The organism is Paraburkholderia sp. MM5477-R1 (genome assembly GCF_050436385.1).
Taxonomy (GTDB): Bacteria; Pseudomonadota; Gammaproteobacteria; order Burkholderiales; family Burkholderiaceae; genus Paraburkholderia; species Paraburkholderia tuberum.
The window spans coordinates 520,727-547,102 of record NZ_JBNDMC010000006.1 but is presented as its reverse complement, the minus strand read 5'-3'; the positions used below and the strand labels follow the sequence as shown (position 1 = coordinate 547,102).

Sequence of the window (26,376 nt, the reverse complement as noted above, 5' to 3'; positions counted from 1 at the left end):
TCGGCAGTGCGCGGCGCGTGGCCAGAAAAACGCGAGCTTGAAAGTCGCATCAATTTCCGCCAACAATGAGCTGACCGGTTCAGCGCAACGACACGGTTTTTAATTCGATGTCACGCGCCGACACATACAAGACGGAACCTATAAACAGAACGAACGGCGGGTCGATAGACCCGATCCGGATCACGCGGGGGGCGGGGATCATGTACGCATCACAACTACGCATGCGCAGCGGCGACAGCGAGATTCACGGCTGGCTTACGCCCGAGCGCATCGTCTTCTACTGCTGTGGGATGTGCGTGCTGTACGTGGGGATCATCGCGTTGTGGGCCTATGCGAGCCACGGCTTCACCGACCCGCGGCTCACGCGTCCCGGTGAGGATTTTTCGATTTTCTGGTCGGCCTCGTATGGACTGCTGCACGGTTCGGCTATGCAGATCTATGACCACGCGTCGTTCGACAAGCTACAGCGCGCGCTATTCACGAACGTGAGCCACGACAGCGTGATGCCCTGGCTTTATCCGCCGACGTTCCTCGTGCTGATCGCGCCGCTCGCGCTGTTACCGCAGCTCGTCATGTACTTCGTGTTCGTCGGCGGCGGCATCGTGCTGCTCAGCGCGGGCACGCTGCGCGTGTCGGGCCTTGCCGACAGCTTCAGGGGCTCGCGCTTCGCATGGTTCGTCGTCGCGGCCTCGCCGTGCGTGTTCGTGCCAGCCATCTTCGGCCAGAACTCGCTGCTGACCGCCGGCATCGCCGCGCTCACGCTGCATTGGCTGCGCCGGCATCCGGTACGCGCGGGGCTGTGCCTCGGTCTGCTCGCGATCAAGCCGCAGATGGCCGTGCTGTTTCCGCTCGTGCTGATTGCCGCACGCGCATGGCGCACACTGGCGGCCGCCGCGTTCAGCGCGGCGCTGTTCGGCGCGTTCAGCGTGCTGATATGCGGCGTGCAATCGGTGCGGCTCTTCTTCGTCAACACCGGCATTGCGCGTGAGACGCTGCTCGAGCAATGCCGTGGCTACTGGCTCGCGTCGCCGACCGCGTTCGCGGTGCTGCGCGAGGGCGGTGCGCCGATCGCCGCGGCCTTTGCGGCCCAGGCCTGCGTCGGACTCATCGCCGCGGCAGCCGCATGGCAGGTGTGGCGAAACACGCGCGACACGCGGCTGCGCGCGGCGAGTCTCGTCGTCGCCACGCTGCTGACGAACCCCTACGTGTGGCACTACGAACTGGCGTGGCTCGGCATCGCGACGGCCTGCCTGACCGCGCTCGGCATCGACAAAGGCTGGCTGCGCGGCGAGCAGAGTGTGATTGCGCTCGCGTGGCTGCTGCCGGTCTATGAATTTTTCAACCGCACGGCCGAGTTGCCGCAGATCGGCCCGATCGTTCTGCTGCTGATGCTGCTGATGGTCGTGCGCCGCGTGCGCGTGGGGGACGAAGAACGCGGCGAGCGCACCGCCCTCGCCTATTCACACGCGGTTCGAATCATTCGATAAACGGGGAAGCGTCATGCCAACTCATACAACCACGCCACTAATCTCACTCGTCGTGCCGTTCTACAACGAGCAGGATGCGGTGGAACGCTTCTTCGCGGCGGTCGTGCCGGTGCTGGAATCGATCGACGGCACGCGCTTCGAGATCGTCTGCATCAACGATGGCAGCAGCGACGCGACGCTCGACCGGCTGATCGCGCAGAGCGGCCGCGACCGGCGCATTCGCGTGATCGACCTGACGCGCAACTTCGGCAAGGAAGCGGCGCTGACCGCCGGCATCGACGAAGCGTTCGGCGATGCGGTGATTCCGATCGACGCGGACCTGCAGGACCCGCCGAGCCTGATCCCGGTGATGGTCGAGCATTGGCTCGCGGGCGCCGAAGTGGTTGCGGCCAAACGCACGAACCGCCTGTGCGATACGTTCGCCAAACGCACGGCGGCCGCGCTCTACTATCGCGTGCACAACGCGCTGTCCGAAGTGAAGCTGCCGGAGAATGTCGGCGACTTCAGGCTGATCGATCGGCAGGTCGTCAACGCGCTGCGCAGCCTGCCGGAGCGCCGTCGCTTCATGAAAGGCCTGTTCGCGTGGGTCGGCTACCGCACCGTGATCGTCGAATACGAACGCGAGCCGCGCAGCGCCGGTCACTCGAAGTTCTCCGGCTGGCGGCTGTGGAACTTCGCCCTCGAAGGCATCACGAGCTTCAGCACGGTACCGTTGCGCAGCTGGACTTATATCGGACTGTCGATCGCGACACTCGCGTTCGTCTACGGCGGGTTCGTCATCGGCCGCACGCTGTGGTCGGGCAATCCGGTGCCCGGTTACGCGTCCACGATCTCGGTGATGCTGTTCATGGGCGGCATCGAGCTGATCGGCATCGGCGTGATCGGCGAATACGTCGGCCGCATTTACTACGAGTCGAAGGAACGGCCCGTTTATCTGGTGCGGCGTCGCTATCAGGCGAAGAGCAAGGTCAGCATGTTGCCCGGCGTGCGTCAGGATGCGCGCGCGGCGCACGTGGCGCGCGTCGAACTGACACGCAGGCGTGCCGCGCCGCGGTTTCGCGTAGTCGGCCACTGAAAGCGGAGGAGTCCACTATGTCTCCCGATGCCTACCTCGAAATGGCCGAGACCGAAGCCGGGCACTGGTGGTTTCGCGCGCGGCGCGACGTGCTGCGCACGCTGCTCGAACGGCTCGCGTTACCGCGTCGCGCACGCGTGCTCGAAGTGGGCTCCGGCACCGGCGGCAACCTCGACATGCTGGCCGGCTTCGGCGCCGTCAGCGGCCTCGAGATGGACCCGACCGCTCGGGCGCTGAGCGCGCGCAAGACCTGCAACCAGTTCGACATCCGCGCGGGCCACTGCCCCGACGACGTGCCGTTCAACGGCGAACGCTTCGACCTGATCTGTTTCTTCGACTGCCTCGAACATATCGCCGACGACGCCGGCTCGCTCGCGCGCATGCGCGACCTGCTGACGCCGGGAGGCCGCATCATCGTGACGGTGCCAGCGGGACAAAGTCTCTGGAGTGCGCACGATGTTTTCCTGCACCACTACCGCCGCTATAGCCGCGGCTCGCTGATACGCTGCGCGGCCGTGGCCGGCTACGAAGTCGAACGCATCAGCTATTTCAACACGCTGCTGTATCCGGTCGCGGTGGCCGCGCGCTGGGCCGACCGGCTGCTGCGTCGCAAGCATTCCAGCGGCGACGCGATTCCGCCGTGGCTGCTCAACGCGGCGCTGTACCGCGTCTTCAGCGCCGAGCGCCACTGGCTCGCGCATGCGCCGCTGCCTTATGGCGTATCGCTGTTCGCGATCCTGCGCAAGCGCGAGGGAGCGTCGCGATGATGCCGGTCGAACGGGTCAGGCTGATGCGCTTTGGCGCGAGCGGCGTCATCGCGACCGGCCTGCATGTATGCATTGCGCTGACGCTGATCGCGGACGCCGGCATGTCGCCGCCGTGGGCCAACGCGATCGCGTTCACCTGGGCGACGGCGGCCTCTTATCTGTTGAACACGTTCTGGAGTTTTTCTGCGCTGCCTGCGTTGCTGAACGCTGGGCGGTTCGTGGTCGTGTCGCTGGGCGGCCTGACGTCGACCGCGCTCGTAGCGCACCTGACGCAGCTTGCGGGCGGGCCGCCCGCGCTCGGCATCGCGCTAGTCGTGTGCGTGGTGCCGCCCCTCACGTTCGTCGCGCATCGGTGCTGGACGTATCGCTGAATACGAAGCACGCATAAGGCGACTCACGTCGCACGCAACGCCTTCTGACACGCCGCGAGTACCGAGCCGGCCGCCAGCAACAGCGCCGAATACACGAGCCCGCGCGCGAGCCCGGCGCCATCCGACACCCAGCCGATCACGACCGGCCCGACGATCTGCCCGAACGCGAACACGATCGTGAAGGCGCTGATGCCCTTCGCCCAGTGGCTCGCGGGCAGATTGTGGCGCACGAACGCGGTCGTCGACGCGACCGCCGACAGGAACGTCGCGCCGAACAGCGCGCCCGAAACGAACGCGACCCACGGCTGCGTGAAGAGCGCGGGCAGCAGCGTCGCGATCGCCAGCAGCGCGTTGAGCAGGGCGAGCGCCTGGCCCCCGCGCATGCGATCGAGCAGCGTCGACCAGATGCGCGCCGACACCACGGTCGCCGCGCCGAGCAGTAGATAGAAACCGGTGACGACCGCCGCGCTCATGCCGGCGTTGCGCAGCAGCGCGACGATGAACGTCATGTAACCGATATAGCCGACGCCGAACAGTCCGTAGCCCGCGAGCGCGGCCGCGAAGTGCGGCCAGCCCGGGGCAGGGGTGGCGCCGGCCGCATGCGCCGCAGCCGCCGCGCTCGAGTACGCGCGCTCGATCCTGCGCGCCGCGCCGATCGCGACCGCGGCGAACACCGCGCAGGCCGCCGCGAGCGCGATCCACGCGAATTGCCAGCCGTGGGCGGCATCAAGGATCGCCACCGGCACCAGCACCGACGACGCGACGATCCCCCAGCCGGTGCCGCCGTAATACAGACCGAGCACGAGTCCCGCGTCGCGCGGTCGCGCCGACGCGAGCCGCGCCGCAAGCACGCCGCCGCCGATGAAGATCGCCGCGCTGCTCGCACCGGTGATCACGCGCAGCGTCAGCAGCGCATGCGTGCTGGCGGTGAGGCCGCTGCCGGCCATCAGCAGCGCGGTCAGCACGCAACCGGCCGCGAACAGCGTGCCGGCCGACCGGCGGCGCGCGAGGCGCGGAAACACGAGCGCGCCGAGCAGATAGCCGAGCGCGTTGGCGGTGTTCATCGCGCCGGCCTGCGCGAAGCTCCAGCCGAGGTCGAGTTTCATCGACGGCAACAGCAGCGCGTACGCGAAGCGCGCGAAGCCGAGCGCTGACGCGCTGCCGAGCGATAGCGCGGCGGCCAGCAGCAGGGTCGGCACACGTTCGGCGGTGGTCGTTGATGGCGCGTGCGATGCGGTGTCGGCGGAACGGGAGGACATGGGCGGACGGACGTAAACGGGAACGCTGCGAGCCGATTCTACCTGGAGCGACGACGAAAGTCGCGCAATGTGCGCGCCTTACCCGCCCGCCCCTTCCGGCTCATGCGGCATGAGCCGCGCCTTCGCGTGGCGCATCTTTTCCAGCGTCTCGGGCCCGGCCTTCAGCGCGACGCCGATCGCGAGCGCATCCATGATGCACAGATGCACGAGCCGCGACACGCCCGGCGTGTTCGGATCGATCGGGCTCGCCACGCGCAGCAGCAGCGGAATATCGACGAGCCATGCGAGTCGCGAGCCGACGTTGGTCAGCGCGATCGTCGTCGCACCGCGCTCCTTCGCGATCTGGATGCTTTCATTCACTTCGACGCTGCGCCCCGAATGCGAGATCGCAAACGCGACGTCGCCCGGCTCCATCAGACCCGCGTATAGACGCTGCAAATGACCATCGGTAAACGCGGCCGCCGCGATGTCGATGCGCAAAAAACGCAGCGCCGCGTCCTGCGCGACGAGCCCCGAGCCTGAGCCCACGCCGAAGAAAAACACGCGCCGGGCGCTCGAAAGCGCCGCGATCGCGCTTTCGACCACGGCAGGATCGAGCGCGCCGCGCGCATGCGTGATGCCGTCGATCGCCGCTTCGCCGACCTTGTCCATCAAGGTCTGCACGTCGTCGTCGCGCGCGACCGCGGTCGATGCATACGGCAGCCCGCCGGCGACGCTCTGCGCGAGCTGCATCTTGAAGTCGCGCAAACCGTGCGCACCGATCGCGCGGCAAAAACGCGTGACGGAAGGCTCGGATACTTCGGCGCGCTGCGCGAGTTCGGTGATGCTCGCGCGCATCGCGAAGTCGACGTCGGCGAGCACCATGTCGGCGACCTTGCGCTCGGCGGGCCGCAGACTCGCGAGTGCGTTGCGGATGTGGGGAATCAAGTTCGGTGCGGACACCCGGTGTTCCTTAGGGGCTGTTTCATATGGATCCGCGTCGCTCGCAGCTTGTTCGGCTTGAATCGGCCTGATCAAAGTTCAAGCCGCACGCGGTTCAGACCAGCCTGCGTCCACTCTCCGTATCGAACAGATGGATGTGTTCGGCCGGCAGACGCAGCGCGACACGCTGACCGGGCTCGATCTTCGAGCGCTCGCGCGTGGTCACGCACCACGAGGCGCCGCCTATTTTCCCGTACAGGTGCGTTTCGGCGCCAGTTGGCTCGATCACTTCGACGTCGAGCGCGGCATCCGGTATCTGCGTCGTGATCTCGACGTGCTCGGGCCGCACGCCGAGCGTGGCCTTCGCACCGACCACGGCCGACGCAGGCGTGCGTTCGAGCGCGACCTCGCTGCCGTCCGCGAGCTTCAACGCGAGGCCCGCACCCTGCGTGCGATTGACGATCACGCCCTCGGCGAAATTCATCGACGGCGAGCCGAGGAAGCTCGCGACGAACAGATTCGCCGGCCGGTCATAGAGTTCGAGCGGACGGCCGATCTGCTCGATACGTCCCGCGTTCATCACGACGATGCGATCGGCCATCGTCATCGCTTCGATCTGGTCGTGGGTGACGTAGATCACCGTGTTCTTCAAGCGCTGATGCAGGGCCTTGATTTCGGTGCGCATCTGCACGCGCAGCTTTGCGTCGAGATTCGACAGCGGTTCGTCGAACAGGAACAGCGACGGCTCGCGCACCACCGCGCGGCCCATCGCCACGCGTTGCCGCTGACCGCCCGACAATGCGCGCGGCAAGCGGTCCAGATAGTCACTGAGGTTCAGCATCTTCGCGGCCGCATCGATGCGCGGCTTGAATTTCTCCGAGGATTCCTTGCGGATTCTCGGACCGAACGCGATGTTTTCATACACCGACAGATGCGGATACAGCGCGTAGCTCTGGAACACCATCGAGATGTTGCGCTGCTGCGGCGCGAGCGTATTCGCGCGCGTGCCGCCGATCATCAGATCGCCGCCGCTGATTTCCTCGAGCCCGGCCACCATCCGCATCAGCGTGCTCTTGCCGCAGCCCGACGGACCAACCAGCACGACGAACTCGCCGTCGTCGATGTCGAGATCGATGCCGTGCACGACCTGGGTGTCGCCATAGCGTTTGAAGATGCCGCTCAGTTGCACTGCTGCCATGCTGTCCTCATTGTCTTGCTGTGTGTTGTATTGCCGATGTTGTATTGCCGGTGCCGTAGTGCACGCGCCGCGCGCGGCTCAGAACGACTCGAGCGTCAGCTCCTGCGCCATCAGGCGGTTGCCCGCCATCAAGCCGCCGTCGACCGGCAACGCGACGCCGGTGATCACGCGCGCTTGCGGCGATGCGAGGAACAGCACCGCATCGGCGATGTCGTCGGGCGTCGCGAAGTCGCGCAACGGGTACCACTTCTTCAGTTCCTCGAACACCTGCGGATTCTTCTCGACACGCGCCTGCCACGCCTGCGTCTTCACAGTGCCCGGACACACGATGTTCGCGCGAATGCCAAAGCGGCCCAGCTCGAGCGCGAGCGCCTTCGTATAGCTGATCAGGCCGGCCTTCGCGGCGCTATATGCCGGATGACCGAGCGCGGCGAGACCGTTCACCGAGCCGATCAGCACGAGCGCGCCGCGCTGCCGTTCGATCATCGACGCGCGCACCGCCTCCACCGTGTGATACGTGCCGTTCAGATTCAGATGGATGTCGCGCTGCCAGCTTGCGGCGTCGGTAGTCGCGAGCGACGCGCCGAGCGCCGCGCCCGCGTTCGCGACCAGTACGTCGACCGGTCCACGCTGCGCGACCGCCGCGGCCACCGCGTGCTGCACCGCAGCGGCGTCGCCGAGATCGACCGCGACCGGCACGACCCGGTCCGCGCCCTGTTGCGCGCCCCGTTGCGCGCCGAGTCGCGCGCTCAACGATTGCAGCGCGGTCGCGTCGATGTCGAGTGCGAGCACGGTGTCACCCGCCTCGACGAAGCGCTCGCATAACACGCTGCCAATACCGCCGCATGCGCCCGTTACCAATACGACACGATCCATGTGTTCCTCGCTCGTTGGCCTGGCCGTTTCGGCCGTCTTGCCGGCGCCGTCCGCCACCCGGCTCGCGCTACGCGCAACGCTGTAAATTTCCTACATATCCAACCCTCGACGACTGCCGGCCATCCCGAAGAGTGGGTTTCCATCCCCGTCGCGCCGTGCAGAATACCCCATGCTTTACAGCATCTTATGCACAAAACAGCCCGAGAAAAAATATCGCAGACCCTACGTGACAAGCTATTTTGCGTCATGTAGGATTTTTTCAAACAATTTACCCAAGGCGGCCGGCGACGGCAGCAAACCACCCACAGGAGAGAGAAAAATGTCGTTGCATGCCCGTGCTTCCCTCGCGCTAGGCAAAGTCGCCGTGGCGCTCGCGTTTGCAGGTATCGCCGTCTCGGCCCATGCCGAGACGGTCCGCGTGACGGTCGCTCACTACAGCGACGCGACCGCGCCGTACTTCGAGAAAATGGCCCGCAACTTCGAGAAGGCCAATCCCGGCACGACCATCAAGATCGAAGACGTGAACTGGGACACGCTGCAACAGAAGCTGCAAACGGACATCTCCGGCGGCGCCAACGCGGACCTCGCGATCGTCGGCACGCGCTGGCTCCTCGACTTCGTGAAGGACGACGTCGCCGAGCCGCTCGACGGCTATATGGACGCGAACTTCAAGGCACGCTTCATCGGTCCGTTCCTCGCGCCTGGCCAGATCAACGGCAAGACCTACGGGCTGCCGATCGCCGCTTCCGCCCGCGCGCTGTACTACAACAAGGATCTGCTCGCGAAGGTCGGCTACCCCGACGGCCCGAAGACCTGGAATGAAGTGATCGATGCATCGAAGAAGCTGAAGGCGCAAGGCATCGCCGGCTTCGGTCTGCAAGGCAAGGAAATCGAAACCGACGTCTACTTTTACTACGCGCTGTGGACGATGGGCGGAGAAGTGGTCGGCAAGGACGGCAAGGCCGCGTTCAATTCGCCGGCGGGCGTGAAGGCCGCGACGATGTACAAGCAGATGATCGACCAGGGTCTCACGCAACCGGGCGTCACCGGCTATAGCCGCGAAGACGTGCAGAACCTGTTCAAGCAGGGCCGCGTCGCGATGGTGATCTCCGCGCCGTTCCTCGCCAAGCAGATCAAGAAGGAAGCGCCGAACCTGAAGTACGGCATCGATCCGGTGCCGATGGGCACGACGCACGCCACCTACGCGGTCACCGACTCGATCGTGATGTTCAAGAACTCGAAGGTGAAGAAGACCGCGTGGAAGTTCCTCGACTATCTGTTCACGAAGGAACCGCGCGTCGAGTTCACGACGACCGAAGGCTTCCTGCCGACCACGAAGGCCGAAGCGGCGGACCCGGCGTTCAACGATCCGGACATCAAGGCATTCGTCGCGCTGCTGCCCACGGCTCACTTCGCGCCGACCGTGACCGGCTGGGAAGACACCGCGAAGGCCGTGACCGATGCGATGCAGGCGATCTACCTGAACAAGGCGCAACCGGCGGAAGCGTTGAATGCGGCCGCTGCGCAGGCGAACAAGTCGCTCGGTCACTGATACGCGGCTTTTGACAGTAACGAGACGAACAGGGGACGCGCGGCGCCGTAGCTAAAGCGCCGCGCGTTGCGCCACGCCACTCCCACATTCGAGCCTATGCAGCACGATGCACCCTCCGGCCCATTCCGTCGTGCCCGCCGCCAGAGAGCGGGCGCGTCTTACGATCGAGCACGCATGAGCCGTTCCGTTTCTTCGCGCGCGCAGGCGCCCTGGTTGCTGATCGCGCCGAGCCTCGTGCTCGCGCTGTTCATCATCAGCTATCCGATTTTCAACATCGTGTGGCAATCGCTGCATGAGGTATCGCGCTTCGGCGCGATCCGCGACTTCACCGGCGCGCAGAACTTCATCAACGTGTTTCAGGACCCGGTGTTTCTCGATTCGGTACGCCGCACGATCATCTGGACCGTGTGCGTGGTGGGCGGCACGGTGCTGATCTCGGTACCTGTCGCACTGATTCTGAATCAGGACTTTCACGGTCGCGGCGTGGCGCGCACGATCGTGATGCTGCCGTGGTCCGTCTCTTTGACGATGACCGCCGTCGTCTGGCGCTGGGCCTTCAACGACGACTACGGCATGGTCAATGTCACGCTGCAGCGGCTCGGCCTGATCGCCGGGCCGATTCACTGGCTCGCGACGCCCGAGTTCGCGTTCCCCGTCGAAATCGCGGTCGGCATTCTGGTGTCGATTCCGTTTACGGTGACGATTTTTCTTGGCGGCCTGTCTTCGGTGCCAAGCGATATCTACGAAGCCGCGCGTATCGACGGCGCGAGCGCCTGGCAGCAGTTCCGTCAATTGACGATGCCGCTGCTGCGCCCGTTCATCAACATGGCGATCCTGCTGAACGTGATCTACGTGTTCAACTCGTTTCCGATCATCTGGGTGATGACGCAAGGCGGCCCCGACAACAGCACGCACATCCTCGTCACTTACCTGTATGAACTCGGCTTCCGGCTCGGACGGCCCGGCGAAGCGGCCGCCGTTTCGCTGATCATGCTCGTGATGCTGTTCGTGTTCTCGATCGCTTATCTGCGTCTGCAACGCGCGAAAGAAGGAGTGCCATCATGAGTCTGAGCGCGAAGACGAAACGCTCGCTGTGGTGCTGGATCGCGCTGACGCCGCTCGTGATCGTCATACTGTTTCCGTTCGCGGTGATGTTCTTCACCGCGGTCAAACCGGCCTCGGAGATCTTCGTCTATCCGGCGCGCTGGCTGCCGGTGCAGTGGCAGTGGCGCAATTTCATCGACATGTGGGACGCGGCCAACTTCGGCGTCGCGCTGCGCAACAGCACGATCATCAGTTTCCTGTCCACCGCGCTCGCACTCGCGGTGTGCCTGCCCGCCGCGTACGCGCTCGCGCGCTTCCCATTTCGCGGACGCGGCCTGTATCGGCAGTTCCTGCTCGTCACGCAGATGCTGTCGCCGATCCTGCTGGTGGTCGGCCTATTCCGGCTCGCGGCGATGATTCCGTGGGGCGACGGCAACCTGGTCGATTCGAGGATCGGCGTGATCGTGTCGTACGCGGCGTTCAATATCGCGTTCGCGGTGTGGATGCTGTCGTCGTACTTTCAGACCGTGCCGCAGGATCTCGAGGAATCCGCGTGGCTCGAAGGCTGCAGCCGCACGCGCGCGGTGTTCAAGGTGTTTCTGCCGCTCGCGGTGCCGGCGATCGTCGTGACCGCCATCTTCACGTTCATCAATGCGTGGAACGAGTTCGCGGTCGTCTATACGCTGATCCGCTCGCCGGAAAACAAGACGCTGACCGTGCAGGTGACCGATATGGTCGCGGGCAAGTACGTGGTCGAATGGCATCTGGTGATGGCCGCGACCTTGTGCGCGACGTTGCCGGTTTCGATCGTGTTTGCGTGGTTGCAGCGATATATGGTGAAGGGGCTCGCGCTCGGCGCGGTGAAGTGAGTGACTGCGCGGCGCGTGCCGCGCAGTGTTCGCTTGCGGGTCGTGCGTCAGTCGGTGCCGCGCACGATGCGCAGATCGCGTTCGACGCCATCGCCCAATGCGGCCAGCGCCTTCTTGTACTCCGCGCTTTCGTAAGCGGCGACGGCCGCCTCGTACGTCGGGAACTCGATCACGACCGTGCGCTCCTTGAGGCCCTGCTCGCGCGCCTCGTCCGCCACGCCTCGCACGAGGAACTTGCCGCCCGCCGCCGCCACCGCGGCCGGGGCCAGTTGCGCGTATGCGGCCAGTTTCTGCGGATCGTTCGTCTTGCGGTACGACGACACCCAATAACCTTTGCTCATTCGAATCTCCTTGTGTGATGGACCAACGCGGGACTAAAGCGGACCTAAGCAGTCGCGGTCTTACATAGTAGCAAAGCGGGCTGGCTCGCGACGCCGAGCGGTACCGCGCCGCCGCGCGCCGCGACCTGGACAGCATCTGCCACCACCAGCACGTGATCGCGCATAACGGGAAGTGTCTCTTTCAGCATCGCCAAAACGATTTAGCCATTAAACGTTTTGTGCACTAGGCTTGCCTTTGCACACTTCAAGCGATGGACCAAAGGAGACAACGAATGAGCGAGCGATACGAGTCGTTTTGTGCATGCTGCGGCGGTCCCGACCACCGGGCGATGAGCCGTCGGACTTTCATGAGCCTGCTTGTGGGTAGCGCCGCCGGACTCGCCATGCCGCCGGCGTTCGCCGCGGACACACCCGCCGTGCCCACGATTGCTTATGACTCGATTGCCAACCCCGTACGTTTGCCGAACGACAGGTACTTCGGTGAATGCTCGGGCGTCGCGCTCAATTCGCATGGCCATATCTTCGTGCTGTCGCGCGGCAACACCAGCGGCCCCGCATATGGCGCGGCCGCCGCGCAACTGCTCGAGTTCGCGCCCGATGGACGCTTCGTGCGCGAGATCGGCCACAACCTGTATGCGTGGTCGTTCGCGCACACGGCGAAGGTGGACCGGCACGACAACATCTGGGTCACCGACAAGGGCTCGGACATGGTGATCAAGTTTACGCCGGAAGGACGCGTCGCGATGGTGTTCGGCCGCAAGCAGGAAGCATCGGACGAGGAGACCGCGCCGCTCAAGCATCCGAATCCGCCGCTGCCCTCCGAACCCGGACGCTTTCGCCAGGTGACCGACGTCGCGTGGGACAAGGCGGGCAACACCTATATCAGCGACGGATACATCAACTCGCGCGTCGCGAAGGTCGATCGCGACGGCAACTGGCTGAAGTCATGGGGCGATCGCGGCACGGGACCGGGGCAGTTCCATACGCCGCATAGCATCGCGGTGGATGCGCACGACCACGTTTATGTGGCCGATCGCAGCAACCGGCGCATCCAGGTGTTCGATACCGAGGGCACGTTCCTGCGCCAGTTCACGATCGACGTACCGGTGCCCCCGGACGCGCGCCCCGCGATCGGCAACATGCCGAGCGAAGCGGACCTCGCCGCGGGCACGTTCGCGCCGGGCTCGCCTTGGGCGATCTGCATCTCGCCGGGACCGAATCAGGTGCTCTATAGCGCCGACGCGTTTCCGGGCCGCATCTACAAGATGACGCTCGACGGCAAAGTGCTCGGTGTGCTTGGAAAAGCGGGCAAACAGCCGAAGCAGTTCGGCTGGATTCACGAGATGGCGTGTCCTTCGGAAAACGTATTATTCGTTGCCGAGTTGCTGAACTGGCGTATTCAGAAACTGGTTCTGCATGCGTGATGGACGAGGGCCGCCGCGTTCGTCTGTGATGCGGACGCGGACCGGCCCTGTCGAAGTCAAGCCGTCTCAGTCGTAACGACGATGCTTGTGATGGTGCTTGCCCGATTGGTAGCCGCGCGAGTGGTCGTTGGCATACGAGTTCGAGCGCGAGATGTTGCCGCCGAGCGCCGAACCCGCGCCGCCGCCGAGCGCGGCGCCGACCAGGCCGCCGGTGCGGCCGCCCATCGCGTTGCCGGCCGCGGTGCCCGCCCCGCCACCGAGCGCGCCGCCAATGATCGCGCCGGTACGTTCGTGACGATTCGACGTGACCGCGCCGCCCGCCCCGCCGCCCACCGCGCCGCCGATCACCGCGCCGGTGCTGCCGCCCACCGCGCCGCCGACCGCCGCGCCGGCCACGCCACCGAGCGCGCCACCGAGCATGTTGTTCATATCACCGGCGAGTGCCGGCAACGACGCCGCGGCGCTCAATGCAGCCACGGCAACCATCTGGATGATTTTCTTCGACATATCGGGTCTTTGTTTTAGTGAGACGGCGCCGAGTATAGCGGGGCTTTCGAAAGGCCTTTGTAACCACGACAGTCCGTGGCGGTAAGACGTGTAACAAAATGAATGGGGCATTGTTTTTTGCGGTGACCGTGAAAAAACAAGGGCCGCTCGTGATGAGCGGCCCCTGAAAATTGAATGCCGATCAGTCAATCAAATCTATCCTTCTACCCGCGCCGCTTCTTCTTCAATTCGATCGTCTCGAACAGATCATATTCCGATGTCGGCGTCTGATCCGCGCCCGGCGCATGGTAGTAGTTCATCGTGATCGTGGTGTCGCCGCCGGGCTGCCCCGGATCGTAATCGAACACCGCGATGCCGTAGCCGGTGCCGGTGTCGCGTTGGGCGGACCAGATCGCGTCTTCGACCGCGTCGGCGCTCGCGCGCACGAACGTGCCCGCGGTCGTCGACGGCACCGGGCGATTCGGCTTCGTGAAGATGCGCGCCTGCGGCAGGCCCGTGCCGGTATCGACGCCGTACACGTCGAGCGGCGCGCTCGTGCCGCCGCCGCCGAGAATCAGGTGGATGGTGCCGTGGCTCGTATCGAACGTCGATGCACCCGCCGATACCGCCGACATGATCGGCTTGGGCTGCAACGTATCGACCGGGTGCCCCGTCGCGATGTCGGTGCCCTTGTTGTGATTGCAACCGCGCACCGGATAGCTGCGCTCGTAGTCGTGATCGTGACCGCACAGCACGAGGTCCACACCATAGCGATCGAACAGCGGCAGCCACGCTTCGCGAATGCCCTTGTCGGAACCATTGCCGGTCTTCGACGAGCTGAGCGCGTCCTGATGCATCTGCACGATGATCCAGTCCACGTCGTTATCGTGCGACGCATGCTGCAGCACTTTTTCGAGCCAGCGTGTCTGCTCGCCATTGCTATAGCCGCGCACGTACAGCGACGTGCCCGCCGGAATCGGCGGATTGCCGGTACTCGCGACCGGCGTCAGCGGCGCGGGCCCGGCGACGAAAGCGGCGGCATCCTGATAGACGACGTCGTCCGCATCGAGCGAAATGAACAGCACCGAGCCGACGCGGAAGCTGTACCAGCGGCCCGGAAAACGCGTGTGATTATCGGGCAGCACGTAGCGCGACAGATACGACGCAAGGCCCTGCTCGCCGTTGTTGAATTCGAGCTCGTGATTGCCGGGACACGGCATCCACGGCCGGTTCGACGCCGACGTCTGCGCGTTGTTGCCGAAGTCGCGCCACACCTCGGGCTGCTGCGTCGGATTCAGATTCGCATAGCAGAGGTCACCGTTCAGCAGATGGAAGAGCGGCTGAAAGCGCTCGACGGCCGCCACCGCGAAGCGGCTTTGCGGCGACGACAGCACCCAGTTCGTATGCGGCGTAGCGAGATCGCCGTAGCTCGTCCAGCGAAACGGCGCGCGGCCGCGCGGCGCGGTACGAAAACTCGCGGTGAAGGGTTGCGCTGCATTGCCCTCGTTATCGGCCGTCACTTCGTACTGATAGCTCGTGTCGGCCTTCAACTCGCGCACGCGCGCGTGATAGTTGAATACGACCTCGCCGTTGATGCCGTCGGTGTACGTGCTTTGCACCGCGTGCACCGTATGTTTCGCGTGGTCCCCGTTATTGACGCCGCTTATGCGCACCTGCGGATTGACCGCGGGCGCGAGCGACGACCACGACACGGTAATTTCACTCGCCGGGTCGCTACCCCAGGTCAGATGGATCTGTTCGGGCGTGCCATCGGGTGTGCCGCTATTGGCGCCGCGCGCGGTCGATGCGAGCGCGCCCGCCGCCGTCGCGAGACTCGATGCGCCGGCGAACTTCAGAAAGCCGCGACGCGAGACGATCGATGCGCCGTGCTCATCGGCAGGCGTTGTCTTGACGATTTTTCTGTTCGACATGTCCGCGTATGGTTGTTCAGGTGGAAGAATGCCAGCGCAAAACAACGCCCCGCGGGGCGAGCGCGGACGGAAAGTGACGGACGATCGTAGCCGGACGGCGATGACAGCCCGATGAAAGATCGGGCGAATAGCGGAAGGAGGGTTCGATATCGAAAGGCCTATAAAAACAGATTGCCGGTGCAGCGCGTGATTCGATCGCGCGCATGCAACCGGCAATCCGCTTGACGTCCGTTCAGGTCTGGGAGCTTGTATCGTCCGCGGCCTGAGCGTTGTCGGCGTCGTCCTGCTTCTCTTCTTCTTTCTTTTCCACCAGCGATTCCAGCTTTCCAGCGCCTTCGAAACCGGCGATAGCGGCCACGCCTTTGGTCAGCAGACCCGCTTGTGGATCGACTTTCTCCGCGGCTTCAACGGCGGCAACCGCACCGGCAATCTTGCCCACTTCGTCCAGAAGTCCCATGTCGCACTCCCACAAAAATAAGTGAAATTGCATCGTCTCACGAACTTCGCGGCATGTCCTCAAATGTTAAACCGCTTGACCATGAAGCTTTCGGACTGAAATTTAAGCGGCTGCCTCACACGCGCGCGGGCGGCTGCGGATTGTTTCCGGGATTCGTGTCGTACCGTGACACGCGAACAATACCGTTCGCGTCGATCAGCTTCGACAAGCCGGCCTCGAGGGCATCGGCGACGTCCTTGTCATACACTTCGTCGCCATTCACATGGAGCGTGAACGACTGCAGGTACTTCGCTTTCTTCTCCGGGTTCTCGATGGTTTGCCGTGTCCATTGATAAAGCGGGTAGTTCTCGATGCCCATTCTCTGCGCTTCGCTCACGTAGTCCGCGAATGCATCGAACTGGCATTTGAGCGTTGCGTGATGCGTTTGCAAAATGGCACGTAGCGCTGGATGCGCGGCGCACGAAGGGTCCGCGCGCAGCGAGTTGGCAAGTTCCATCGACGCGGTGATTCGCAGTTGAAATTGCAAGGGAGACGACATCACGACCTCGATCGCATCGGTAACGAATATCAAAAGTCCGCAGGCGCGGCCTTGTCGGCGACACGCGCGTCGAGCACCGCTTCGCACTGCTCGATTTCTTCGTTGCACATCGGCTTGCCGAGCAGATAACCCTGCGCATGCGTGCAACCGCATACGCGCACGAAATTGAGCTGCTCCTGGGTTTCGATGCCCTCGGCCGTGGTCGGCATGCCGATCTCGCGCGCCAGCGCGACGATGCCGCGCACCACGGCCGCCGATTCGCGCCGATGCACGGACTCGCGGACGAACGAACTGTCGATCTTCAGCTTGTCGAACGAGAAGCGCACGAGCGTGGACATCGTCGAAAAGCCGGTGCCGAAGTCGTCGAGCGCCAGCCCGATACCCAATGCGCGCAATCTGGTGATATTGCGGCGAGTCACTTCGTCGTCGTTCAGCAGTGCCGTTTCCGTGACCTCGAGATTGAGCCGCGTCGGCGGCAGCCTCGTTTTCCGAAGTATTGCCGTCACCGTCGATGCGAACGATTCCTCGCGCAATTGCACCGGCGATACATTGACCGCGACGATCACCTTGTCGCGCCACGCCGACGCCGCCATGCACGATTGCAGCAGCACCCATTCACCCAACGCGAGGACCAGGCCGGTGCGCTCGGCGGTCGGAATGAACGCGGACGGCGACAACTCGCCGCGCGTCGGATGGGCCCAGCGAATCAGCGCCTCGCGGCCCGCTACCGCGCCGGTATGCAGATCGATGATCGGCTGATACTCCATGCGCAAACCATTGAACGACTTCAGCGCGCCTTCGAGGTCGCTGCGCAGCAGGCTCAGGCTTTCGTCGGATACGTGCTTCTCGGCATCGAAAATCGCGAACGCGCTTTTGCCGCTGCGCTTGACGCCGTACAACGCGCGGTCCGCGCAGACCAGCAATTGCGGACCCGTTTTCGCATGTTCGGGATAGAGCGCGATGCCGACGCTCGCGCCGATATGCACGAGCGCTTCGCTCAACACGAACGGCCGCGCCAGCGTTCTGACGATGCGATCGGCCAGCACGCGCACGTCGCGAAGCTGCCCGGCGTCGTCCGAAATCGCGACGAACTCGTCGCCCGCCAGGCGGCCAACGTGGTCGCCGCTCGGCAGCAGATCGCACAAACGGGAGGCCGCTTCCTGCAGAATCTGGTCGCCGGCGGCATGACCGAGACTGTCGTTGATCGCCTTGAAGCCGTCGAGGTCGATCAGCAGCACCGCGAACGCCTCGCCCTGCCGCGTCGAACTCTCGCCGGTGCGTTCGATCAGCAGCTCGTTGATACGCGCGCGATTCGGCAAACCGGTCAGGCTATCCTGGCGCGCGAGGCGATGACTGTTTTCCCGCGCGAGCAGCAACGCAACGGTGTCGCGATTACTGCGCAGCGCGACCGTGAAGAAGCCGGCCGCGCAAAACGGAGCCTGAAATAGCAGCACGAGCTTGCCATTGCCCGGCGACATCGCCGCGCCGACACTCAGAAAGCCGAGAATAAAAACGATCTGCAATAACGCAAGCCGCGGCGTGCCCGCATTGCGTCCGGACAATCCGCCGATCACACCGACCGCACAGACGTTTCCAAGCAGAAAAAGCGTGGGACTTCCGCTGATATTGCACAGGAATGTGCCAAACCCGAATAACGCGCTCCACAACAGACTCGCGAAAATAAACGCGGAAGTCGGCGTGGGCAGCCCAAGGGCTGCCCGCGTGCGGCATAACCAGATCAGCGTGAGCCGCGCGATCAGCAATGCGACGACCGCAATACCCCACGCGGCATATAGAGGAATCGGATAAAGATAATACGCGGTTGCGCATACGCTGATTTCGCAAATCGACGCGAAAACGATCGATGCGGTTCGCGTGAAGAGGTTGGCAAGCAGAATCTGCCGGTTGTCCGGACTCAGGTTCTGGGCCGAGGACACGACCCACCTGGAAAATGGAGACCTTGGTTCGGTAAAAGCCATGACCTGCGCATTCGACGGTGGGTGGGTCCGAATCGGCATGCGAATGGACGGCTCGTGCAGCGATTACATCAACATAAAGTATCAGATTAATGCATGTAATGGTGTGAAATGACCGGCAGCCGTGGATCAAAAGCACTGCATGAGCGCGAATCCCGACTTGCTCGATGGAGTACGAGCGTTCGGATTACATGTTGTTGCGGCACAACGGACCGCTCGATATAGCGCGATTCCGAAGTTGCGGAACGGCAATAAAAAAAGAGGAAGATCGTGGCTCTCCCTCTTTGATGATTGTCGCAGCCTCGGCTTGCCGAGTCGCGATCGCCGGCCTCGCTTAGTCGTACAGCACGGCTGCGATCTTCGGATCGTTCATGTTGGTCTTGTCGTACCAGTAAAAACCGGTGTCGATCTTCTTCGGCAGCTTCTCGCCGTGCAGCGCCCTGACCGCCGAGTCGACCGTGCATTTGCCGATACCGACCGGATTCTGCGTAATCGCGCCGGCCATCAAGCCCGACATGATGTTCTCCTTCTGCTCCTTGCCGGAGTCGAAGCCGATCAGCACGAGTTTCTTGCCCGATTCCTTGACGCCGATCGCCGCGCCTTCCGCGGAACCTTCGTTTGCACCGAAGATACCCTTCAGGTTCGGATTCGCCTGGATCATGGTCTTGGCGATTTCCGCGGACTTCAGGTGATCGCCGGCGCCGTATTGCACGGACACGATCTTGATGTTCGGATGCTTCGACTTGATCTGATTGACGAAACCGTCGCGGCGATCGACACCAGTGCGGCTCGTCTGGTCGTGCACGATCACGCCGACTTCGCCGGAATTGCCGATCAGCGCGGCCATCTTGTCGGCGGCGAGCGCGGCGGCGGCGACGTTGTCCGTCGAGCAGGTCGTCAACGGAATATCGCTGTCGACGCCGGAGTCGAATGCAATCACCGGAATCTTTTCGTTCTGGGCGCGCTTGAGCAAGGGGATGGCCGCCTTACTGTCGAGCGCCGCGATGCCGAGCGCCTGCGGCTTCTTCGCGAGCGCGGCCGACAGCATATCGATCTGCTTATCGACCATCGCTTCCGTTTCCGGTCCCTCGAACGTGATCCTGACGTTGTTCGCTTTCGCGGACTGCTCGGCGCCCGATTTGACGGCTTGCCAGAACTGATGCTGGAAGCCTTTCGAAATAAGCGGAATATACGGCTCGTCCGCATACGCGAGACTACTTCCGCCGACGAGCGCACCGACACCGACCACAATACCGATTAGTCTTCTCTTCAACATGGGGCCTCCTCCAATGGTTGGGCTATCAAGCCGCTATCGAGCGTTCGAGGGAGCCTTCACGTGCCCTCTCTCTCCTGCTCCTGCGTTCCCTGCTTATTTGCTGCTTCTGCTCCTGCGTCAACTTCTCCGGCTGCGCCGCAGGATGTCCGCATACACCGCCAGAATGATGATCAAACCGGTCACGACGATCTGCCACTCCTGCGCGACCGACATGATGCGCAGTCCGTTGGTCAGCACGCTCATGATGAAAGCGCCGATGATGGTGCCGAGTATCGTTCCCGAACCGCCGCTCAACGACGTGCCGCCGATCACGACCGCCGCGATCGCATCGAGCTCGTAGCCTTGACCGAGCGCCGGCTGCGCCGAATTGAGCCGCGACGCGATCAGCAGACCCGCGATGCCGCAGATAGCGCCGCCCACGCCGTAAATCGCGATCTTCCAGCGATCGACATTGACGCCCGAGAGCCGCACCGCTTCCTCATTGCTGCCGAGTGCGAACGTATAGCGGCCGAGCGCGGTGCGATTGAGCGTAATAGAGCTGACGATCGCGAGAAAGAACAGGATCAGTACCGCATTCGGAATCGGCACGCCCGGCAGGAAATAGCCGATCAGCGAATCCTGGGAAATACGGTAGAAGTTCTCGGTATCGGTGAAATAGATCGGCTTGTCCGCCGACACGACGAGCGACAATCCCTTCAGCAGCATCATCATGCCGAGCGTCGCGATGAACGGCGGGATCTTCATTTTCGCGGTCAGCGTGCCCGATACCGTGCCGCATACCGCGCCCGTCGCGAGTGCCGCGAGCACGCCCATCCACATCGGCAGATGCCAGTACGTGAGAAACACGCCGCAAATCACGGCGGTAAATGTCATCAACGTACCGACCGACAGATCGATGCCGCCCGTAATGATCACGAACGTGGCGGCGATCGCCAGCACGCCGTTCACAGCTGTCGCCTGAAAAATGCCGAGGATGTTGTCCATCTGCATGAAGGCCGGCGACGCGAAGCTGAAGAACACCAGCAGCAGGATGAGGCTCGCGAACGCGAGCATCTTTTGCACGGCGGTCGGCGCGAAAATTCGGGCTTTCAGCCCGGAAGTGCGCCTTTCGTTGTCCAGCGCCGCGGTATCCGTTCGCAATGTCATGTCGTAGACCTCTTCAGGCTTGTACCGTTTTCAGGGTTTCGCGCAGCGTCGCGAGATGCATGATGCGCTCCTGCGTCGCTTCGCTGGCGGACAGCTCGCCGGTAATGCGGCCTTCGCACATCACGACGATGCGGTCGCTCATGCGCAGAACTTCCGGCAGCTCGGAGGAGATCATCACGATCGCCTTGCCTTGCGCCGCCAGCGAGCGCAGCAGCTTGTAGATTTCGCTTTTCGCGCCGACGTCGATGCCGCGCGTCGGTTCATCGAAGAACAGTACGTCGCAATCGCGCTCGAGCCATTTCGCGATCACGATCTTCTGTTGATTGCCGCCCGACAGAAGCCGCACCTGCTGCGTCGTTGAAGGCGTGCGAATCGCAAGCAGCTTGATGAAGTGCTGCGCTCTTTTGCGAATCTGCCCGCGGCGCAGAAACATATTGATTGACAGGAACTTGCCGAGATCGGCCATCACGATGTTCGATTCGACATCCATTCCCGTAGCGAGACCGAAGCGCTTGCGATCTTCGGACAGGTAGCCGATGCCGCGCTTGACCGCATCACTGGGCCTCTTGATCGACGCCTTCACGCCTTTCACGAGTATCTCCCCCGATTCGACCGGATCGGCGCCGAACACCGCGCGCGCGACCTCCGTGCGGCCCGCGCCCATCAAGCCTGCGAAACCGAGTATTTCGCCCTTGCGCAATTCGAAACTGACGTCGCGCACGAGCGGACCTGCGACGAGATTTCTCACTTCGAGCGCGAGTTCGCCTTTCACCGGCGCGCTCTCGACTGGCGTCACGTCGCCCAGCGTGCGTCCGACCATCATGCCGATGATCGTCTCGACGCCGGTGCCCTCGGTCGGCACGGTGGCCACATACTCGCCGTCGCGCATCACGGTCACGCGATCGGTGATCTGCTTCAACTCGTCCATCTTGTGCGAGATATAGACGACGCCGACGCCGCGCTCTCTCAATTGACGGATGATCCGGAACAGCTCGGCGATCTCGGCATCGTTGAGCGCGGACGTGGGTTCGTCCATGATCAGCACGCGCGAATCGAAAGACAGTGCTTTCGCGATCTCGACCATCTGCTGACTCGCGACGGTCAGCGTGCCGACCATCGTGCGCGGATCGAGTTTCACGTGCATGCGGGCGAGGATCTCGCTCGCCTGTGCATTCAGTTTGTCTTCATCGAGGAACAGACCCAGACCCTTGCGCGGCTCACGGCCGATAAAGATGTTCTGCGCGATGCTCAGATGATTCATCAGTTGCAGTTCCTGATGAATGATGCCGATGCCGACAGCTTGCGCGTCGCGCGGACCTTGAAAATCGACGGGCTTGCCGTCGAAGAGAATTTCGCCGGAATCGCGCGTATAGACGCCGGCGAGAATTTTCATCAGCGTCGACTTGCCCGCGCCGTTCTCGCCCATCAGCGCATGGACCTCGCCGGCCATGAGTTCGAACCGGACGTCATGAAGCGCTCTTACGCCCGGAAAGCTCTTGCAAAGATTGTTGACGGAAATGAGTGGGTTCATGTGCTGATCTGTCGACGGCTGCCTATATCACCAACGTTTTTACGGTGGAGCTTTTTACGGCTTGAACAACGGCTTTCATTCCAGCTTTCATTCAAGGCGCGAACAGGTCGGGCCGCTCTTTTGCGGACCGCTGCAATTCGGCGACGACCTGGTCGAGATGATCGTGCATCGCTTTCGCGGCCGCATCGCCGTCGCCGGCGCAAAGGGCCTTGAAGATGCTCTCGTGCTCTTCCAGCGTATGCGTGAGCCGTTCTGGACTCGCGAGCAATTGTCTCGCGCGGTCCAGCGCATTGCGCGACACCGCGACGATCTCCTTCACGCGCGGCAACTTCACCGCATCGAGCAGGATTTCATGGAAAGCCAGATCGAGCGCGTGAAATGCCAGACGTTCGCCACTTCCAGCCAGACTGCGCTGCTGATCGAGATTGCTTGCCAATGCGTCGAGCGTCGCCGTGTCGTGCATCAGCGCGACCCCACGCACCGTCTCGACTTCCAGTGCGCTGCGGATGAACAGATGCTGGCGGATGTCGTCGAGCGCGATCGGTTTGACGCGCGTGCCGCGTTGCGGCAAAACCTCGACGAGACCCGCATGCGCAAGCCTCGCCAACGCGGATGACACCGGAAAGCGCGACACCCCCATGCGTTCGCACACGGCCATCTTGTCGATCATCATGCCGGGTTCCAACGCCAACGTAACAATCGCTTCTCGCAACGCCGCCTCGACCGCGTCGGTCAAGCTGCCGCGCTCGCCGCCGCCGACTTTTTGCAGTGCGACATACGGGTCTCCGGCGGCATTCTCAAGTTCGGTCGAGGAATTCACGAAGGCCCTGATTTCGAGAAGACATGCTAGCATGCTAGAAAGTGAATGCCGCGTTGTCAACGCGTACAAATGCCTGGAAATAGCTAGGGATGCCTGGTATCTGGGAACTACGCACTTACCCGTACGCGCAGCAGGAACGCGCACACAGAGAACGTGCGCACGAAACCGATCCGTCTGCGTCCGCGGACGACAAGCCGATAGCCATAGCCCGGAGGGTGCGCAGATGACAACGATCACAAGGCTGTCCGTTCGGGACATCCGGTTCCCCACCTCACGTTCGCTGGACGGCTCCGACGCGATGAATGCCGCGCCGGACTACTCCGCCACTTACGTCACGCTCGAAACCGACACGCCGAATCTCACGGGCCACGGCCTCACGTTCACGATTGGCCGCGGCAATGAAATCTGCGTGACCGCGGTGAATGCACTCACGCCGTTGATCGTCGGCAAGAAGCTCGAAGATATCGCCGCGAATATGGGCGCTTTCTGGCGCGCATTTACTTCGGATAGCCAACTGCGCTGGATCGGCCCGGACAAAGGTGCGATTCATCTTGCCACCGCGGCGGTCGTCAACGCGGCGTGGGACCTGTGGGCGAAATCCGTCGGCAAGCCGGTCTGGAAGCTGCTGGTCGACATGAGCCCGGAAGAACTCGTGCGCTGCCTCGACTTTCGCTACGTGACTGATGCAATCACGCCGCACGAAGCACTCGCGATGCTGCATCGTCATGCGAAGACCAAGGGCGAGCGTGAAAAGGAAATGCTCGCGCACGGCTATCCGGCCTATACGACATCGGCGGGCTGGCTCGGTTACGACGACGACAAGATTCGCCGTCTCGCGCGCGAAGGCGTCGCGCAGGGATGGACGCATTTCAAGCAGAAGGTCGGCGGCGATCTGCAGGAAGACGTACGGCGCGCGCGCATTCTGCGCGAAGAGATCGGCGAGAACCGGAAGCTGATGATGGACGCGAACCAGGTGTGGGACGTCGATGAGGCGATCGCGAACATGCGCCGTCTCGCCGAGTTCGACCCGTGGTGGATCGAGGAGCCCACGAGTCCCGACGACATCCTCGGTCATGCGGCGATTCGCCGGCGGCTCGGTTCGATCGGCGTCGCAACCGGCGAGCATTGCCACAATCGCGTGATGTTCAAGCAACTGCTGCAGGCGCAAGCCATCGACTTCTGCCAGATCGACAGTTGCCGGCTCGGCGGACTCAACGAAGTGATCGTCGTACTGCTGATGGCCGCGAAGTTCGGTGTGCCGGTGTGCCCGCATGCGGGTGGTGTCGGCTTGTGCGAGTACGTGCAGCATATTTCGCTGTTCGACTATATCTGCGTGTCGGCGTCGCTCGAGAATCGCGTGCTCGAATACGTCGATCATTTGCACGAGCATTTCGTGGATCCCGTGGCGATCCGCAACGGGCACTATATGCCGCCGCAAAGGGCCGGGTATAGCATCGAGATGCTGGAAGGGACGCTGGACAGGTACTGGTATCCGGAAGGAGAAGCGTGGCAGGAATGATGCTGGAGGGTAAGGGTTGGTGTCGTCGCGCAGATCGTCGCGGCGACGGGCGACCGGCTCGAGCGCGTGGCACGCATCGTGCGCCTGAACGTGTTCATCGCGAGCACGCCGGCATTCAGTGCTCAAGCACGGTTGCCAATGGCGCGTCGGACGTGATCGTGCAGATCTTCGGTGACGCCGGCCGTCACGCGCGCAGCGCGGTGGATGTTGCGTCGCTGCCGGCAGGGGCCGCCGTCGAAGTCGAAGCGGTTGTCGCCTTGAAGAACGTCTGAATTCAACTCATACACTCGGAGCCGCCAATGTCTTCTCCGCTGTCGCCCGCTGTCATCGACGCAATACGCGCCCGCACACCCGGTGTGCGCAGTACCACGCACTTCAATCATGCGGGCGCGTCGCTGCCGTCGGCCGCCACGCTCGAAGCGATTCACGCGCATCTGTTGCGCGAAGCCTCGATGGGACCCATGGAAGCGGGCGCGGCTGCCCGCGAACAGACCGAACGGGCGCGCACGCTCGCCGCGCGACTGCTGAACGCTCAGCCCGCCGAGATCGCGTTGACGACTGGCAATTCGCCGGGCTGGGGCGCTGCTTTCGCGGCATTGGGTCCGTGGCGCGAGGGGCAACGCATCCTCGTCGCGCGGCACGAATGGGGCGGCAATCTCGCGACGATGCGTCTTCTGGCGCAGCGCGCGGGCGCATCGATAGAGACGATTCCTTCCGATGACAGCGGCAGGGTCGATCCTCGCGCGCTCGAAGCGATGCTCGACGACCGGGTCCGCCTGATTGCGCTGACGTGGCTGCCGGCCAATGGCGGACTGATCAATCCGGCCGCCGCGATTGGGCGGATCGCACGTCGTCACGGCATTCCGTATTTCATCGATGCGGCGCAGGCCGTCGGACAGCTTCCGATCGACGTCGTCGAAGTCGGCTGCGATGTGCTGGCCGGCGCGGGCCGCAAGGCACTGCGTGGACCGCGCGGCACCGGGCTGCTATACGTCCGGCGGGATTTTCTGCCCCGCTTGACGCCGGCCTTCGTCGACACGTATTCCGCGCCGCTCGACGCCAATGGCGACCCTGTACTGCGCGACGATGCCGTGCGTTTCGAATCGTCGGAAGCGTCGCTTGCACTGCATTGCGGATTGGCGAATGCATTGGACGAAGCGCTGGAAATCGGCATCGACAACATCCGCGCGCAGATCGACCGGACCGCGCAGACATTGCGCGAGCGGTTGGCCGCGATGGAGGGCGTGTGGGTGCTCGACCAGGGTGTCGAACGATCCGGTCTGGTGTCGTTCAACGTCGCCGGACTCGATGCCATGTCGGTGCGACGCGCGTTGGCGGCACAGGGCATTACGATCGGCTCGAATGGCGTCGCGTACACGCCGTTCGATATGACTAGCAGAGGGCTGACGCAGATCGCGCGTGCATCGGTCAGCTATCTGACCACCGACGCCGAAGTTGATAAATTACTGGCTGGGATAGGGACGTTGACGCATTGAGCACTCGAGTCAAAGA

At 63.4% G+C, this 26,376-nt stretch carries 24 protein-coding genes and 1 pseudogene; 11 read left to right on the top strand and 14 right to left on the bottom strand.

All coding sequences use genetic code 11. The features are described from left to right. Positions 1 to 200 precede the first annotated feature (200 nt). Genes OKW35_RS20875 through OKW35_RS20860 form a run of 4 tightly spaced genes read left to right on the top strand, consistent with a single transcriptional unit; the run spans position 201 to position 3,700 of the window. Positions 201 to 1,487: a glycosyltransferase family 87 protein gene (locus OKW35_RS20875; RefSeq protein ID WP_429553034.1), complete on the top strand. Its 1,287-nt coding sequence runs from the start codon at positions 201 to 203 to the stop codon at positions 1,485 to 1,487. A 13-nt stretch (positions 1,488 to 1,500) separates the two neighbouring features. Continuing rightward, positions 1,501 to 2,562 carry a glycosyltransferase family 2 protein gene (locus OKW35_RS20870; RefSeq protein WP_429349016.1) on the top strand — a complete coding sequence of 354 codons (1,062 nt, stop codon included), beginning with the start codon at positions 1,501 to 1,503 and terminating at the stop codon, positions 2,560 to 2,562. Positions 2,563 to 2,579: 17 nt separating this feature from the next. Continuing rightward, positions 2,580 to 3,329, top strand: coding sequence for a class I SAM-dependent methyltransferase (locus OKW35_RS20865; RefSeq protein ID WP_429553033.1), 750 nt, complete (start codon positions 2,580 to 2,582; stop codon positions 3,327 to 3,329). Next, positions 3,326 to 3,700, top strand: coding sequence for a GtrA family protein (locus tag OKW35_RS20860; RefSeq protein ID WP_184061561.1), 375 nt, complete (start codon positions 3,326 to 3,328; stop codon positions 3,698 to 3,700). Before OKW35_RS20865 ends, OKW35_RS20860 begins: the two co-directional genes overlap by 4 nt. 23 nt (positions 3,701 to 3,723) lie before the next feature. On the opposite strand, the gene OKW35_RS20855 is transcribed toward OKW35_RS20860, so the two are convergent. The 4 genes from OKW35_RS20855 to OKW35_RS20840 all read right to left on the bottom strand — a co-directional run bounded on the left by OKW35_RS20855 (position 3,724) and on the right by OKW35_RS20840 (position 7,954). Then, positions 3,724 to 4,959, bottom strand: coding sequence for a YbfB/YjiJ family MFS transporter (locus OKW35_RS20855; protein WP_429553032.1), 1,236 nt, complete (start codon positions 4,957 to 4,959; stop codon positions 3,724 to 3,726). A gap of 78 nt (positions 4,960 to 5,037) precedes the next feature. Then, positions 5,038 to 5,901, bottom strand: a complete 864-nt coding sequence (locus OKW35_RS20850) for a MurR/RpiR family transcriptional regulator (RefSeq protein WP_187610637.1) — start codon at positions 5,899 to 5,901, stop codon at positions 5,038 to 5,040. A gap of 94 nt (positions 5,902 to 5,995) precedes the next feature. Next, positions 5,996 to 7,078, bottom strand: a complete 1,083-nt coding sequence (locus OKW35_RS20845) for an ABC transporter ATP-binding protein (RefSeq protein WP_184072779.1) — start codon at positions 7,076 to 7,078, stop codon at positions 5,996 to 5,998. A 78-nt stretch (positions 7,079 to 7,156) separates the two neighbouring features. After that, complete coding sequence (locus OKW35_RS20840) at positions 7,157 to 7,954, bottom strand: SDR family oxidoreductase (RefSeq protein WP_429553031.1); 798 nt, start codon at positions 7,952 to 7,954, stop codon at positions 7,157 to 7,159. 319 nt (positions 7,955 to 8,273) lie between these two features. Between OKW35_RS20840 and OKW35_RS20835 the strand changes: the two genes are divergently transcribed. The 3 genes from OKW35_RS20835 to OKW35_RS20825 all read left to right on the top strand — a co-directional run bounded on the left by OKW35_RS20835 (position 8,274) and on the right by OKW35_RS20825 (position 11,419). Next, a complete protein-coding gene (locus OKW35_RS20835) occupies positions 8,274 to 9,506 on the top strand; it encodes an ABC transporter substrate-binding protein (protein WP_429352927.1) in 1,233 nt (410 codons plus the stop codon). 174 nt (positions 9,507 to 9,680) lie between these two features. Further along, entirely contained in the window at positions 9,681 to 10,571 is an 891-nt protein-coding gene (locus tag OKW35_RS20830; RefSeq protein WP_429553030.1) for a carbohydrate ABC transporter permease, read from the top strand. Then, positions 10,568 to 11,419 carry a carbohydrate ABC transporter permease gene (locus OKW35_RS20825; protein ID WP_090807642.1) on the top strand — a complete coding sequence of 284 codons (852 nt, stop codon included), beginning with the start codon at positions 10,568 to 10,570 and terminating at the stop codon, positions 11,417 to 11,419. Before OKW35_RS20830 ends, OKW35_RS20825 begins: the two co-directional genes overlap by 4 nt. A 47-nt stretch (positions 11,420 to 11,466) precedes the next feature. Here OKW35_RS20825 and OKW35_RS20820 read toward each other — a convergent pair whose 3' ends face one another. Beyond that, complete coding sequence (locus OKW35_RS20820) at positions 11,467 to 11,760, bottom strand: DUF1330 domain-containing protein (protein WP_429553029.1); 294 nt, start codon at positions 11,758 to 11,760, stop codon at positions 11,467 to 11,469. Between the two features lie 272 nt (positions 11,761 to 12,032). On the opposite strand from OKW35_RS20820, the gene OKW35_RS20815 reads away from it, so the two are divergent. Next, complete coding sequence (locus OKW35_RS20815; RefSeq protein WP_429553028.1) at positions 12,033 to 13,184, top strand: peptidyl-alpha-hydroxyglycine alpha-amidating lyase family protein; 1,152 nt, start codon at positions 12,033 to 12,035, stop codon at positions 13,182 to 13,184. A gap of 66 nt (positions 13,185 to 13,250) precedes the next feature. On the opposite strand, the gene OKW35_RS20810 is transcribed toward OKW35_RS20815, so the two are convergent. From OKW35_RS20810 to OKW35_RS20770, 9 genes are all read right to left on the bottom strand, one after another. Next, positions 13,251 to 13,691, bottom strand: a complete 441-nt coding sequence (locus OKW35_RS20810; RefSeq protein ID WP_429553027.1) for a hypothetical protein — start codon at positions 13,689 to 13,691, stop codon at positions 13,251 to 13,253. A 203-nt stretch (positions 13,692 to 13,894) separates the two neighbouring features. Then, positions 13,895 to 15,601: a fibronectin type III domain-containing protein gene (locus OKW35_RS20805; RefSeq protein WP_429553026.1), complete on the bottom strand. Its 1,707-nt coding sequence runs from the start codon at positions 15,599 to 15,601 to the stop codon at positions 13,895 to 13,897. Positions 15,602 to 15,833: 232 nt separating this feature from the next. After that, the gene (locus OKW35_RS20800; RefSeq protein WP_090807650.1) at positions 15,834 to 16,058 is read right to left on the bottom strand and encodes a hypothetical protein; all 225 of its coding nucleotides are present in this window, start codon (positions 16,056 to 16,058) and stop codon (positions 15,834 to 15,836) included. A 115-nt stretch (positions 16,059 to 16,173) separates the two neighbouring features. Then, positions 16,174 to 16,596, bottom strand: a complete 423-nt coding sequence (locus tag OKW35_RS20795) for a hypothetical protein (RefSeq protein WP_184061546.1) — start codon at positions 16,594 to 16,596, stop codon at positions 16,174 to 16,176. A gap of 29 nt (positions 16,597 to 16,625) precedes the next feature. Continuing rightward, a complete protein-coding gene (locus OKW35_RS20790) occupies positions 16,626 to 18,575 on the bottom strand; it encodes a putative bifunctional diguanylate cyclase/phosphodiesterase (protein WP_429553025.1) in 1,950 nt (649 codons plus the stop codon). A 331-nt stretch (positions 18,576 to 18,906) separates the two neighbouring features. Beyond that, positions 18,907 to 19,848 (bottom strand): ABC transporter substrate-binding protein, encoded by a 942-nt coding sequence (locus OKW35_RS20785; RefSeq protein ID WP_429553024.1) that lies wholly within the window; start codon positions 19,846 to 19,848, stop codon positions 18,907 to 18,909. A gap of 117 nt (positions 19,849 to 19,965) precedes the next feature. Continuing rightward, positions 19,966 to 20,994 (bottom strand): ABC transporter permease, encoded by a 1,029-nt coding sequence (locus OKW35_RS20780; RefSeq protein ID WP_429444353.1) that lies wholly within the window; start codon positions 20,992 to 20,994, stop codon positions 19,966 to 19,968. 13 nt (positions 20,995 to 21,007) lie between these two features. After that, complete coding sequence (locus OKW35_RS20775) at positions 21,008 to 22,525, bottom strand: sugar ABC transporter ATP-binding protein (protein WP_429553023.1); 1,518 nt, start codon at positions 22,523 to 22,525, stop codon at positions 21,008 to 21,010. 91 nt (positions 22,526 to 22,616) lie between these two features. Next, complete coding sequence (locus OKW35_RS20770) at positions 22,617 to 23,378, bottom strand: GntR family transcriptional regulator (RefSeq protein WP_184061543.1); 762 nt, start codon at positions 23,376 to 23,378, stop codon at positions 22,617 to 22,619. A 190-nt stretch (positions 23,379 to 23,568) separates the two neighbouring features. On the opposite strand from OKW35_RS20770, the gene OKW35_RS20765 reads away from it, so the two are divergent. The 3 genes and pseudogenes from OKW35_RS20765 (at position 23,569) to OKW35_RS20755 (ending at position 26,360) form a co-directional block, all read left to right on the top strand. Next, complete coding sequence (locus OKW35_RS20765) at positions 23,569 to 24,864, top strand: L-fuconate dehydratase (RefSeq protein ID WP_429553022.1); 1,296 nt, start codon at positions 23,569 to 23,571, stop codon at positions 24,862 to 24,864. Between the two features lie 15 nt (positions 24,865 to 24,879). Then, positions 24,880 to 25,136 (top strand): annotated as a pseudogene (locus OKW35_RS20760) (RidA family protein); the annotation flags it as partial. A gap of 27 nt (positions 25,137 to 25,163) precedes the next feature. Next, positions 25,164 to 26,360, top strand: a complete 1,197-nt coding sequence (locus OKW35_RS20755) for an aminotransferase class V-fold PLP-dependent enzyme (RefSeq protein WP_429553021.1) — start codon at positions 25,164 to 25,166, stop codon at positions 26,358 to 26,360. Positions 26,361 to 26,376 lie beyond the last annotated feature (16 nt).